8 protein-coding genes and 1 pseudogene are annotated in these 12327 nt (G+C 72.8%); 5 read left to right on the plus strand and 4 right to left on the minus strand.

Annotated elements, in window-relative coordinates; genetic code table 11:
- Nucleotides 1–151 precede the first annotated feature (151 nt).
- Both glgX and treY read left to right on the plus strand, forming a co-directional pair.
- On the plus strand, nt 152–2302 hold the full coding sequence (gene glgX, locus ABTX60_RS00780; protein ID WP_352094914.1) for a glycogen debranching protein GlgX: 2151 nt from the start codon (nt 152–154) through the stop codon (nt 2300–2302).
- Nucleotides 2303–2408: 106 nt separating this feature from the next.
- On the plus strand, nt 2409–4778 hold the full coding sequence (gene treY, locus ABTX60_RS00785; protein ID WP_352094915.1) for a malto-oligosyltrehalose synthase: 2370 nt from the start codon (nt 2409–2411) through the stop codon (nt 4776–4778).
- 2 nt (nt 4779–4780) lie between these two features.
- Here treY and ABTX60_RS00790 read toward each other — a convergent pair.
- Nucleotides 4781–5365 (minus strand): annotated as a pseudogene (locus ABTX60_RS00790) (LysR family transcriptional regulator substrate-binding protein); the annotation flags it as partial.
- A 104-nt stretch (nt 5366–5469) separates the two neighbouring features.
- On the opposite strand from ABTX60_RS00790, the gene ABTX60_RS00795 reads away from it, so the two are divergent.
- Together ABTX60_RS00795 and ABTX60_RS00800 are read left to right on the plus strand one after the other, a co-directional pair.
- Nucleotides 5470–6720: a M14 family zinc carboxypeptidase gene (locus tag ABTX60_RS00795; protein WP_352094916.1), complete on the plus strand. Its 1251-nt coding sequence runs from the start codon at nt 5470–5472 to the stop codon at nt 6718–6720.
- Between the two features lie 138 nt (nt 6721–6858).
- Entirely contained in the window at nt 6859–7398 is a 540-nt protein-coding gene (locus ABTX60_RS00800; protein WP_352094917.1) for a GNAT family N-acetyltransferase, read from the plus strand.
- A 134-nt stretch (nt 7399–7532) separates the two neighbouring features.
- Here ABTX60_RS00800 and ABTX60_RS00805 read toward each other — a convergent pair whose 3' ends face one another.
- Together ABTX60_RS00805 and ABTX60_RS00810 are read right to left on the minus strand one after the other, a co-directional pair.
- The gene (locus tag ABTX60_RS00805; RefSeq protein ID WP_352095130.1) at nt 7533–8864 is read right to left on the minus strand and encodes a M14 family zinc carboxypeptidase; all 1332 of its coding nucleotides are present in this window, start codon (nt 8862–8864) and stop codon (nt 7533–7535) included.
- A gap of 245 nt (nt 8865–9109) precedes the next feature.
- Entirely contained in the window at nt 9110–9661 is a 552-nt protein-coding gene (locus ABTX60_RS00810) for an FHA domain-containing protein (RefSeq protein WP_352094918.1), read from the minus strand.
- A gap of 173 nt (nt 9662–9834) precedes the next feature.
- On the opposite strand from ABTX60_RS00810, the gene treZ reads away from it, so the two are divergent.
- On the plus strand, nt 9835–11580 hold the full coding sequence (treZ, locus tag ABTX60_RS00815) for a malto-oligosyltrehalose trehalohydrolase (protein ID WP_352094919.1): 1746 nt from the start codon (nt 9835–9837) through the stop codon (nt 11578–11580).
- Nucleotides 11581–11592: 12 nt separating this feature from the next.
- Here the strand turns inward: treZ and ABTX60_RS00820 are convergent, their stop codons facing one another.
- On the minus strand, nt 11593–12303 hold the full coding sequence (locus ABTX60_RS00820; RefSeq protein ID WP_352094920.1) for a hypothetical protein: 711 nt from the start codon (nt 12301–12303) through the stop codon (nt 11593–11595).
- Between the last annotated feature and the right edge of the window lie 24 nt (nt 12304–12327).

Below are 12327 nucleotides of genomic sequence, written 5' to 3' on the forward strand. Positions count from 1 at the left end.
GAGTATGTGTTGGCCCCATTGATCTGGCATACCGCGTATGCACTGGTCACTCGGTAAGAGGGAGATAAGTCATAGGAGGTTCCCTCACTTTCGGGGAGACTCGGGACCAAGGCGTCCCCACCGGCGCCGCACACCTGAAAGAGTCGTATCCATGCAGGTCTGGCCTGGCGAGGCGTATCCACTCGGTGCCACGTACGACGGCGCCGGTACCAACTTCGCGGTCTTCACGGAGGCCGCGGACCGAGTAGAGCTGTGTCTGCTGCACGACGACGGCTCGGAGACGGCGATCGAGCTCCGCGAGAGCGACGCCTTCGTGCGGCACGCGTACGTGCCCGGCATCATGCCGGGGCAGCGGTACGGGTTCCGGGTGCACGGCCCGTACGCCCCGGAGCGCGGGCTGCGCTGCAACTCCGCGAAACTGCTGCTCGACCCGTACGCGCGTGCGATCAGCGGTTCGATCAACTGGGGCGAGGAGGTCTACGGCTACCACTTCGACGATCCCGGCCGGCGCAACGATCTCGACTCGGCGCCGCACACGATGACGTCCGTCGTGGTCAACCCCTACTTCGACTGGGGCGACGACCGGCGCCCGCGCACCGAGTACCACCACACGGTGATCTACGAGGCCCACGTCAAGGGCCTCACCATGCGGCATCCGGGCCTCCCGGAGGAGCTGCGCGGCACCTACGCGGCCCTCGCGCACCCGGCGATCATCGAGCACCTCACCGAGCTCGGGGTCACGGCGCTGGAGCTGATGCCCGTACACCAGTTCGTGAACGATCACCGCCTGGTCGACATGGGCCTGAACAACTACTGGGGCTACAACACCATCGGTTTCTTCGCCCCGCACAACGCCTACGCCTCCTGGGGCGACCGGGGCCAGCAGGTGCTGGAGTTCAAGTCGGCGGTCAAGGCGCTGCACGAGGCCGGGATCGAGGTGATCCTCGACGTGGTCTACAACCACACCGCCGAGGGCAACCACCTGGGCCCGACCCTGTCCTTCAAGGGCCTGGACAACTCGCGCTACTACCGGCTGACGGACGACCCCCGCTACTACATGGACACGACAGGGACCGGGAACTCCCTGCTCATGCGGTCCCCGCACGTGCTCCAGCTGATCATGGACTCGCTGCGGTACTGGGTCACGGACATGCACGTCGACGGGTTCCGCTTCGACCTGGCGGCGACGCTGGCCCGCCAGTTCCACGAGGTGGACCGGCTCTCGTCGTTCTTCGACCTGGTGCAGCAGGACCCGGTGGTCTCGCAGGTGAAGCTGATCGCCGAGCCGTGGGACGTGGGCGAGGGCGGCTACCAGGTGGGCAACTTCCCGCCGCTGTGGACCGAGTGGAACGGCAAGTACCGGGACACCGTGCGCGACCTGTGGCGGGGCGAGCAGCGCACGCTCGCGGAGTTCGCCTCGCGGCTGACCGGCTCGTCCGACCTGTACCAGGACGACGGGCGCCGCCCGCTGGCCTCGATCAACTTCGTGACCTGCCACGACGGCTTCCCCCTGCACGACCTGGTGGCCTACAACGACAAGCACAACGAGGCCAACGGGGAGGACAACCGGGACGGCGAGAGCCACAACCGCTCCTGGAACTGCGGAGCCGAGGGCGAGACCGACGACCCGGACGTGCTGCGCCTGCGGGAGCGGCAGATGCGGAACTTCATGGCGACGCTGATGCTGTCCCAGGGCGTGCCCATGATCAGCCACGGCGACGAGTTCGCCCGCACCCAGGGCGGCAACAACAACGCCTACTGCCAGGACAACGAGATCGCCTGGGTCGAGTGGCCCGAGAACGACGAGAACCCCGAGGGTGACGAGGACGCGGAGGGCGGTGCGAGCACCGGGCTGCTGGCCTTCACCCGGGCGATGGTGTGGCTGCGGCGCAACCACCCGGTCTTCCGCCGCCGGCGCTTCTTCCACGGACGGCCCGTGGAGGGCACCCACGACGACCTGTCCGACATCGCCTGGTTCACCCCGGACGGCCGGGAGATGACCCAGCGGGACTGGGACTCGGCACAGGCGTCGGCGCTGACGGTGTTCCTCAACGGCAACGCGATCTCCGAGCCCGGGGCACGCGGGGAGCGCATCACCGACGACTCGTTCCTGCTGATGTTCAACGCCTCGCCCAAGCCGCTGGAGTTCGTCGTTCCGGTCAATCACGGGCGGCAGTGGGAGGTCGTGGTCGACACCGCCCTCGCGGACGGTGTGCCGTCGGACACCGGTACCAAGGTGCAGGCCGGGGACCGGCTGACCCTGACGGACCGGAGCATGACGGTGCTCCAGCGGCCCGTGTGACCGCCCGGCGCGCGCGTCGTCCGGAAAGCCACTCGTCCGGGCGACGCGCGGCGCACCTGGCGCGGGGGATGACACGAACGGCGGCAGGGCGGGTACGTACGTTTCCATGACACCTGAGCGTCTTGACCCGGTGGTGCCCACGGCCACGTACCGGCTGCAGCTGCAGCCCGAGTTCCCGTTCGGAGCAGCCGCGGCCGTCGTGCCGTACCTGGCCTCGCTCGGCGTCTCGCACCTGCACCTGTCCCCCGTCCTGGAGGCGGTGCCGGGCTCGGGGCACGGCTACGACGTCGTCGACCACGCGCGCGTGCGCGAGGAACTGGGCGGTGAGGAGGGGCTGCGGGCGCTGGCGCGCACCGCGCGCGAGCACGGTCTCGGCCTGGTGGTGGACATCGTCCCGAACCACATGGCCATGGCCCCGCGCCACAACCGCGCCCTGTGGGAGGTGCTGCGCGAGGGCCCGAAGTCGCCGTACGCGCGCTGGTTCGACATCGACTGGGAGGCGCAGGACGGCCAGGTGCTGCTGCCGGTCCTCGGCGGGCCGCTGGGCGAGGTGCTCGACGAACTGCGCGTCGACGGTGACGTGCTGCGCTACTACGACCACGTCCTGCCGCTGCGCGAGGGGACCGAGGACCTGCCGCTGCCGCATCTGCTGGACGCGCAGTGGTACCGGCCGGTGTGGTGGCGGCTGGCCCGGACCGAGCTCAACTACCGGCGGTTCTTCAGCATCTCGGAGCTCATCGGGGTGCGGGTGGAGGACCCGGAGGTGTTCGAGGCCACCCACGGCAAGATCCTCGGGCTGCTGCACGAGGGGGTGATCGACGGGCTGCGCATCGACCACCCCGACGGGCTCGCCGACCCCGACGGCTACCTCCGGCGCCTGCACGAGGCGACCGGGGGCCGCTGGACGGTCGTGGAGAAGATCCTCGCCGACGGCGAGCGGCTGCCGGCGTCCTGGCCCGTCGCGGGGACCACCGGCTACGACGCCCTGCGGCACGTGGACGGGGTGTTCACGGACCCCGCCGGGTTCGGGGACCTGCTGGGGCGGTACCGGCGTTTCGCGGCCCCGCAGACGGACCGGGGCGGGCAGTGGGAGGCGACGGTGCGCAGGGCGGCGTACAAGGTGCTCACGCACGAGCTGGCCACCGAGACCGACCGGCTCACCCGGGTGGCGAGCCGGCTGTGCGCGACCTCCCCGGAGCCGGCCCTGCGCGACCGGGCCCCCTGGGCGCTGCGCACCGCGCTCCAGGAGCTGCTGGTCCGTATGGAGGTCTACCGGCCCTACGAGTCCTCCGACGCGGCGTCCGTGGTCACCGAGGAGGCCGCCGCCGACGCCCGGCACGCCTTCGCCGTGCCCGAGGAGGCCGGTGCGGTGGACGTGGTGCGGGACCTGGTGCTGGGACGGTACGGCGACGAGCCCGCCCAGGTGGAGTTCCGGACGCGGTTCGCGCAGACCTCCTCGGCGCTGCGGGCCAAATCCGTGGAGGACACGGCGTTCTACCGGTACGTGCCGCTGCTGTCGGCGACCGAGGTGGGCGGGAATCCGGGTGCTCCCGCCTTGTCGCCGGAGGAGTTCCACGCGTACTGCGCGCGCGTGCAGCGCGACTGGCCGGTCACCGGGACGGTGGCCACGACGCACGACACCAAGCGCAGCGCGGACGTCCGGGCGGCGCTGCACGTGCTCACCGAGTGCCCGGACCGCTTCGCGGACGTGCTCGCGGAGGTGACCCGCACCGGGGAGGGGGTGCCGGACGCGCAGCTGGCGTGGGCGGCCTGGCAGACCGTGTTCGGGCTCGGGCCGGCCTCCGGGGCACGGGAGCGGGTGCAGGGAGCGCTGCTGAAGCACGTGCGTGAGGCGGGCCTGTACACGAGCTGGACCGAACAGGAGCCGCCGTACGAGGAGGCGGTGGAGGGGTTCGTGGCGGCCGGGCCGTGCGGGGCGCCGGGCGAGCGGGTCGCCGCGTTCCGGGAGTCGCTGGCGCCGTACATCCGGGCCAACGTGCTGGGCACGGCCCTGGTGCAGCTGACGATGCCGGGCGTCCCGGACGTCTACCAGGGCACGGAGGCCGAGTACCGGGCGCTGGTCGACCCGGACAACCGGCGGGCGGTGGACTTCCCGCCCGCGGAGTCCGGCGGTACCTCCGCCCAGAAGACGGCGGTGACGAAGGCGGCGCTGGGGCTGCGGGCCCGGCGGCCCGAGTGTTTCGGTGACACGGCGACGTACATGCCCCTGCCGGCGCAGGGGCCGGCGGCGGCGCACTGCCTGGCCTTCGTACGCTCCGGCGCGGTGCTGACGGCCGTGACCCGCCTGTCCCTGCGGCTCGCGGAGGCCGGCGGCTGGCGGGACACGCGGCTGGCGCTGCCGCCGGGCCGCTGGGCGGACGTGCTGGAGCCGGGGCGCGACTTCTCGGGGCACGCGCGGGTGGCGGACCTGTTCGAGGGGCTGCCGGTGGCGTTGCTGGAGAGGGTGGGCGACTGAGGTCAGGCGACCGCGGAGCCGTCCTGCGGGCAGTCCACATATACCGGTAGCGGGGCTCGTGGGCGCGGCCAGGACGTCCGCAGCAGGTCGACGAACCTCTCCACCGCACCGGTCGGCGGCAGGCGCGAGAAGACCGTCAGGGTGCGTCTCCAGGCCGGGTCGGGGGTGAGGACCACGCAGCCCCCGCCGACCGCGTCGCGGACGAGGTGGGCGGGCGCGGCGCAGACGCCGACACCGGCCGCGGCCATCCGTACCGCTGTGGAGGTGTGCTCGGTGAACACGGCGGTGCGCGGGGTGAAGCCCGCGCGGCCGCACGCCCAGTCGAGGAAACGCTGCCCGTCGACGACGGGCTCCATGGCGCAGCGCACCCAGGGGCGGTCGGCGAGTTCCGGCAGCGTCACGGTCGTCCGGCCGGCGAAGCGGTCGTCGAAGGGCACCACGAGGACGATCTCCTCCTGGCCGACCGGTACGACGGGTCCCGGCGGGTCGGCCGGCGCCGGGCCGACGGCGAGATCCACGGTGCCGCGCAGGATCTGCTCCTCCAGCGCCTCGGAGGTCGCGTACTCGTGGAGGTGCAGCAGTACGCGGGCCGTGCTTCCGGGCGCCCCCCGGGGACGACCCGGTCGCGCCCTTGACACCGCACCATGGCCGTGGGGTACTGCGATGGCGAACTCGGGCGGATGTGACGGGGGTGAGTGTCCTGCCGGAGCTGCGCTACCCGACGGTGACCGAACAGGTCTCTCTCGCCCGGGCGTTGACCGCTCAGCGCCCCGGCGTGTGCACCCTGCGGCAGGTGGGTTCCTCACGCGCGGGCAGGCCTCTGCACCTGCTGTCAGTGGGCCGCGCCCGCCGTGCCGTACTGGTGGTCGCCGGCGCCCACGCCAACGAGCCGACCGGCTCCTGCACCCTGCTCGCGGTGGCCCGGCGGGTCCTGGAGCAGCGGGAGTTGCGTGACGGCGTCTCCTGGCACTTCCTGCTGTGCGCGGATCCCGACGGGGCGAGCCTGCATGTGACGCCGGCGCCACGCAGCCTCTTCGACTACCACCTGGGGTTCTTCCGGCCCGCGGGTCCGGAGCAGCCCGAGTGGGCGCCGTCCCTGCTGCCGCCGGACCGGCTGCCGCCCGAGACCCGGGCCCTGACGGGCGTCATCGACGAGCTGCGTCCCTACCTCCAGGTCACCCTGCACGGCACGGACCTGGGCGGCAGCTGGGTGCAGCTGACGAGGGACGTGCCCGGGCTGGCGGAGCCGTTCGCCAAGTCGGCGGCCGAGCTGCACATCCCGGTGGAGACCGGCGCCTCCGACGCCGCCGGCTGGCCCGCGTCCGGGCCGGGCGTGCACGTCATGCCGGCGCCGGGCATCGGGCCGGCGTACCCGAGCCTGCCGGACGACGCGCGGCACAGCACCTGGTACCACGCCCACCGGTACGGCGGGCTGACCGCCGTGGTCGAAGTGCCGATGTGGGCGAGCGATCTGGTGGACGACCCGGCTCCGCATCCGGCTCCGGCGGCGGCGATCGGGCGGCTGGCCCGCCGGCTGCAGCGGGACGCGCTGGAGGTCACGCGCGTGCTCGACCATGCGCTGCCCCGGCTGGCGGACCTGGACGGCCCGCTGCTGCGAGCCGCCCAATGGGGTCTGGAACTGGTGCCGGGGCTGGCCTCCGACCTGCTGCACACGCCGCCTGCCGACCTCACCCGGGCGTACGTCGGGAGCGTGGACGCGTTCGCGCGCCGTGTGCCGCTGCGGGCTGCGGCGATGCTGTTGCGGGTGCTGCGTGGGACCGACGACGAGGCGGCGAAGCAGCTCGAGGGGCTGGTGTCGACGTGGAGCGGCGCTTTCGCGGAACGCTTCCGCGCCCGCTGGGTGCCCCTGGAGCACCAGGTGGAGCACCAGTCCCGCACGGTCGTCGCGGCGGCGCTGCACGCGCGCGAGAGGGCGTCGTAGGGGTCTGCGGGGCGACGGTGTCCCGGGCACCCGGGGACCCGTCTGGTACGGGGCAGCGTGCGCCTTTTCTGAGCGGCCGGTAGCAAGCCCGAGGAAAATGGATTGCCTTGAGGGCGGCGCTCACGTTGGCTGGGCAGCATGGCCGAACTGCGTACCGATCGCCTCGTGCTCCGTCGATGGCAAGACTCCGACCTTGAACCGTGGGCGGCGATGAACGCTGATCCCGAGGTTCGGGAGCACTTGGGCGACCTGCGCACCCGTGAACAGAGCGATGCCTCCGTGGCGCAGTTCCAGGCCGAGTTCGACCAGCGGGGCTACGGCTGGTGGGCGGTCCAATTGCGGACCACGGGCGAGTTCATCGGCTTCGCGGGTCTGGACCAGGTGGATGACGGCATGCCGTTCACGGGGGTGGAGATCGGTTGGAGGCTCGCTCGCTCGGCCTGGGGCCAGGGGTACGCCACCGAGGCCGCCCTGGCCGGCCTGGCCTTCGGCTTCGAAACGCTTGAACTGCCCGAGATCCTTGCGGTGACGACTGCCACCAACCTCCGTTCCCGAGCAGTGATGCGCCGGATCGGCATGACCCGCGACCCAGCCGACGATTTCGACGACCCCACCGCGCCCGAAGGGCCACTGCGTCCGAATGTGCTGTACCGGATCGCGCGTGGTGCGAGGGGCTGACACTCGGGTTCGCCTGGTCGGCGTCGCGGTGGGATGTCCGGAGACGAGCGAGGCGGGCGGGGCCGCGAGAAAGGCACTCGCTGGGGGGGCTGCCGCGGCCTGACCGAGCCGATCGAGCCGATCGAGCGAGCGGCTCAGTCCCGCTGCATCGGCACCGGCTCGCCCGGACCGGGGCACGCGCGCGCGTGCCGCCCGGCCAGTTCGAACGCGGCGAGCACCATACGGGCCTGGTACTCCGCCTGGCGGGCCACCGGGATCCAGCGCGCCCCGCAGCCGTCGCGGTACTCGGCGCACCACTGGTCGATCAGCAGGTCCAGCTCCGGCAGCACCCCGGCCGGGTCACGGCCGGCGGCCCGTACGAGCTGGTGCAGCAGTCCCGCGGTGCGCAGCGCGAGCCGGCGCCCGGAGATGCGCAGGGCGACCAGGTGGGCGGTGCTCAGGGGCGGGAGGGGGTGGAGCGGGCTGTCGCCGGTGTCGGGGTCCCAGGCGTCGGCGAGGCCGGGGCAGACCAGGAGGTAGTCGTCGACCGGGGCGAGCAGGCGGGCCGCGTCGGTCACGCCGGCGAGGTGCGGCCGGATCCGGGCCAGGAGCTGCCGCAGGAGGCCCGTGTCGTGGCGCAGGGTGCGGCTGACGGCCCGCAGCACGGCGTCCCGGTCCGTGGGCGGGGAGCCGTCCGCCACGGCCGTCACGCCCCACATGGGTGCCTCGACGACCGCGGTGACGGTGCCGTGCCGGTACGGGTGGAACCACGTGGACTCCACGGCGGCCTCCGTGATGGCCGCGACCAGACCGGCCCGGCGCGGCGGCGGGATCCGGTAGACGGCGGGCCCGAGGCCGGGCCAGTACAGGGCGTCGTACGCGCCGAGTTCGCGCGGTATGCCGAGCCGGGCGGCGATGTGGGCCAGGCGCCGGTCGAGGCCCGGCAGGTCGTGGGTCAGCTCGACGAAGCCGCCTCCGATGTCGACGCCGTGCAGGGAGCACTGCAGGAACGGGCGCAGTTCGTCCTGGAGGTCGAGCAGGGCCCGGGTCTCCGGCAGGGCGGCGCCGGCCGCGCCGTCGGGCAGCCACTCGGGCTGCTCCAGGAAGCCGGGCCGGAAGAAGTTCCGGACGTAGTGGCCGAGCGTGTAGGGGCCCGGCAGCCAGCCCTCGTTGCGGCGTGACCCGTCCGGGTCGAGGCACAGCAGCAGGTTGAAGGTGGCGTCGGCGCCCTCGGTGAGCCGCGGGTCGGCCAGGGCCCGCTCGGCCAGCCGCAGCACGGTGGCGCCGCCCACCGGTTCGTTGGCGTGGGGGCCTGCCACGACCAGTGCCTGACGGCTGCCGTGTCCCACGGAGAGCAGCCACAGTGGGGTGCCCGCACGGGAGGTTCCGACCCGGCGCAGCCGGGCGTCACGGGGGTGGCGGGCGACGAGGGCGGCGGCCCGGGCACCCAGTTCGTCGACGGTCGGATAACGCAGCAGGGGCGGCAGGGCACACCTCCCCGATGCGGCGCCGTCGGTTCACCAAATGTAGATGGTGTACGCACAGTGAGTCACGACTTCGGGAGCGCGTCAACACCGCGGACGGCAACCGGATTTCGGCCAAGGTCCCCGGACCGACGGTCGGTAAGGCCCAGGCCGGAGCTGAGGCGTGGTTCCGTTTCCGGTCAGCCGGCCACCGGCCGGAGGGTCAGCAGGCCACCGGCCGGAGGGTCAGCAGGCCACCGGCCGGAGGGTCAGCCGGCCGAGAGCCGGAACGTCAGCCGGCCGAAGCCCACCTGGTCGCCCTCGCGGACGACGGCGGCGCCGACGACGCGCCTGCCGTTCACCGTCGTGCCGTTGGTGGAGCCGAGGTCGCGCAGGACCCACAGGCCGCCCTGGTGACGGAGTTCGGCGTGCACGCGGGAGACCGTCTCGTGGTTGAGGCGCAGTCCGCTGGCGGGGTCGCGGCCTATGCGCAGCGGATGACCGTGCGAGGGATGGGGCAGCTGCAGCTTGGGCAGCCGCTCGGCCTGCCAGGCCCTGCGCAGCCGCAGGGAGAATCCGCTGACGGCCTCGACGGTGCCGAACACCAGGCGCGAGAGGCGGCTCTCGGTGCGCAGGTCGGCGGTGAGGGCGGCGAGTTCGTCCGGGCGGCGGGCGGCGAGCGCCAGTTCCATGCGGTGGACGAACGTGTCGTGGGACAGGCGGCCCACGGCGACGCCGTCGCGGAGCACCTTCAGCACCCGGTCGCGCTCCGCGTCGGAGAGCCGCGCGGGGGACGTGTTGAACTCGAAGGACGACGTCACGCTCGTGATTGTCGGGCAGTGCGGCCGGGCTGTCCAGAAAACGGGAAATCGGCCGCCACGCGCGTGTGCGTGGTGAGACCCGCCGCAAATGGGTGGATGCACCGGCGGATTGATCTCTTTTGCCGCACCATGGACGGGCTACATCACGGTGAACAGACGAAGGGGAACCGTCCGTGCAGTTCGAGGTGTGGGCACCACAGGCCGGTCGTGTGACGCTCCGGTGTGACGACGTCACACGCGTACTGGAGCGCGATCCGGAGCGGGCGGGGTGGTGGTGGGGCGAGGCCGAGGCGCGCGACGGGTCCCGCTACGGCTTCGCGCTGGACGACGGGCCGGTGCTGCCCGATCCGCGCTCGCGGCGGCAGCCGGACGGCCCGGACGGGCTGAGCGCGGTCGTCGACCACGAGCGGTACCCGTGGCGCGCGCAGTGGCGGGGGCGGCCCCTGCCCGGCGCGGTGCTGTACGAGCTGCATGTGGGGACCTACACCCCCGAGGGCACCCTGGACGCGGCCGCGGAGCGGCTCGGCCACCTCGCCGAACTGGGCGTCACGCATGTGCAGCTGATGCCGCTGTGCCCCTTTCCCGGCACGCACGGCTGGGGTTACGAGGGTGTCTCGCTGTGGGCGGTGCACGAGCCGTACGGCGGGCCCGAGGCACTGAAACGCTTCGTCGACCGGGCGCACGAACTCGGCCTGGGCGTGGTGCTCGACGTGGTGCACAACCACTTCGGGCCGTCCGGCAACTACCTGCCCGTCTTCGGCCCGTATCTCACGGACACCCACCACACTCCCTGGGGCGCCGCGGTCAACCTGGACGCGCCCGGCTCGGACGAGGTGCGCGCGTTCCTGATCGGCAGCGCGCTGGCGTGGCTGCGCGACTACCGGATCGACGGTCTGCGGCTTGACGCGGTGCACGCGCTGGTGGACACGCGCGCGTGCCATTTCCTGGAGGAGCTGTCGACGGCCGTGGACGCCCTGGCCGCCGAGACGGGCCGCCCGTTGTTCCTGGTCGCCGAGTCGGACCTGAACGACCCGCGGCTCATCACCTCCCGCGCCGAGGGCGGCCTCGGGTTGCACGCGCAGTGGAACGACGACTTCCACCACACCCTGCACACCACTCTGACCGGCGAGTCGCAGGGCTACTACGCCGACTTCGCGCGCGCCTCGCTCGGCGGGCTCGCCAAGACCCTCACCGGCGGCTACTTCCACGACGGGTCGTACTCGAGTTTCCGCGAGCGGCACCACGGGCGCCCGCTGGACCGCACCCGGGTGGCCGGGCACCGGCTGCTCGGCTACGGCCAGACGCACGACCAGATCGGCAACCGCGCCCAGGGGGACCGGCTTTCGGCCCTGCTCTCCCCCGGACTGCTGGCCTGCGCGGCCACGCTGATCCTGACGGCGCCCTTCACTCCGATGCTCTTCATGGGCGAGGAGTGGGCGGCGGGCACGCCCTGGCAGTTCTTCACCGACCACACCGACCCGGAGCTCGCGGACGCCGTACGGCGGGGCAGGCGGCGGGAGTTCGCCGCACACGGCTGGAAGGAGGAGGACGTGCCCGACCCGCAGGACCCGGCGACCCGGGAGCGTTCCTGCCTCGACTGGTCCGAGCCGGACCGTGAGCCCCACGCGCGCATGCTGGCCTGGTACCGGCAGCTCCTCGGCCTGCGTCACGAGCAACCGGACCTGACCGACCCGGACCTCGCGGACACCAAGGTGGCCTACGACGAGGAGCGCCGCTGGGTCGCATTCCGGCGCGGGGACGTCCTCGTGGCGGTGAACCTGGCCTCCGAGGAGGCGACCTTGCCGCTCGGCGTGCCGCACGCGCGAGTGCTGGCCGCGTGGGAGCCGGTGGACCGGCCCGGGGAGGACGGGGCGGTGCGGCTGCCCGGGGAGTCGGCCGTGGTGCTGCTGCAGGAGTGAAGGCCCGGCGCGTCAGCGGAGTTTGGCGTCCTGCGCCTCGATGACGGGCGTGAGCAGCGCCGGCGTCGCGATGCGGGCGCCGCCGACCGCGGTGTAGACGGCGATCGCGTCCCCGTGGCGTACGACGGTGGTGCGGATCGGCCGGGAGCCGCCGCCCTCCTCCGTGATCACGCCGCGGTACGCGAGGGCCTCGTCGCCGACGTCGGGGGTCTCCTCGGGCTGGAACGGGTAGTACAGCTCGCCGTGGCCGTTCGCCCTGACGTCGAAACCGAGGGAGCAGCCCTGCACGGCATCCTCGAGGAGGGTGTCCATCGCCGTCGTCCCCATGCCCTGGTCGTACGTGGCGAGGGTGACGTAGATCCGGGTGCCGGGCGCCTCCTCGGTCGAGACGACGCGGCTCAGGTAGGCCTGCGGCCTGCCGAGGGGCAACTGGTGTGTCATGGCCGCCAGCGGTATGCAGGGCCCGTCGCCGGTGATCTCCTGCGCGGACCTGGCGAAGACGGACGGCCCCTTGGCCGGGTCGAACTCCCGCACCGAGTAGCCGGTGCCGAGGTCGGCCCGGGCGACCAGGAGCGCGGTGACGCGTTGCACCGGGGTCGGCTGCCGCTTCGGGGGGGCCGTGGCGCCGGGCATGGACGCGGTGGCCGTGCCGGAGCAGCCGGCCAGGGACATGAGGGCGGCGACGGTCAGCAGGGACACGCCCGCCGCGCTGGTGCGCTTCATGAGCGGAGGATAGCCCTGCGCGAC

Origin of the sequence: Streptomyces sp. NPDC126510, from assembly GCF_040302345.1 — a bacterium.
Lineage (GTDB): Bacteria > Actinomycetota > Actinomycetes > Streptomycetales > Streptomycetaceae > Streptomyces.

Excerpts from the sequence above, each read along its gene's own strand:
- ABTX60_RS00800 (WP_352094917.1), top strand. The coding sequence starts at position 6,859 with ATGGCCGAACTGCGTACCGATCGCCTCGTGCTCCGTCGATGGCAAGAC.
- ABTX60_RS00820 (WP_352094920.1), bottom strand. The coding sequence starts at position 12,303 with ATGAAGCGCACCAGCGCGGCGGGCGTGTCCCTGCTGACCGTCGCCGCC.
- glgX (WP_352094914.1), top strand. The coding sequence starts at position 152 with ATGCAGGTCTGGCCTGGCGAGGCGTATCCACTCGGTGCCACGTACGAC.
- treY (WP_352094915.1), top strand. The coding sequence starts at position 2,409 with ATGACACCTGAGCGTCTTGACCCGGTGGTGCCCACGGCCACGTACCGG.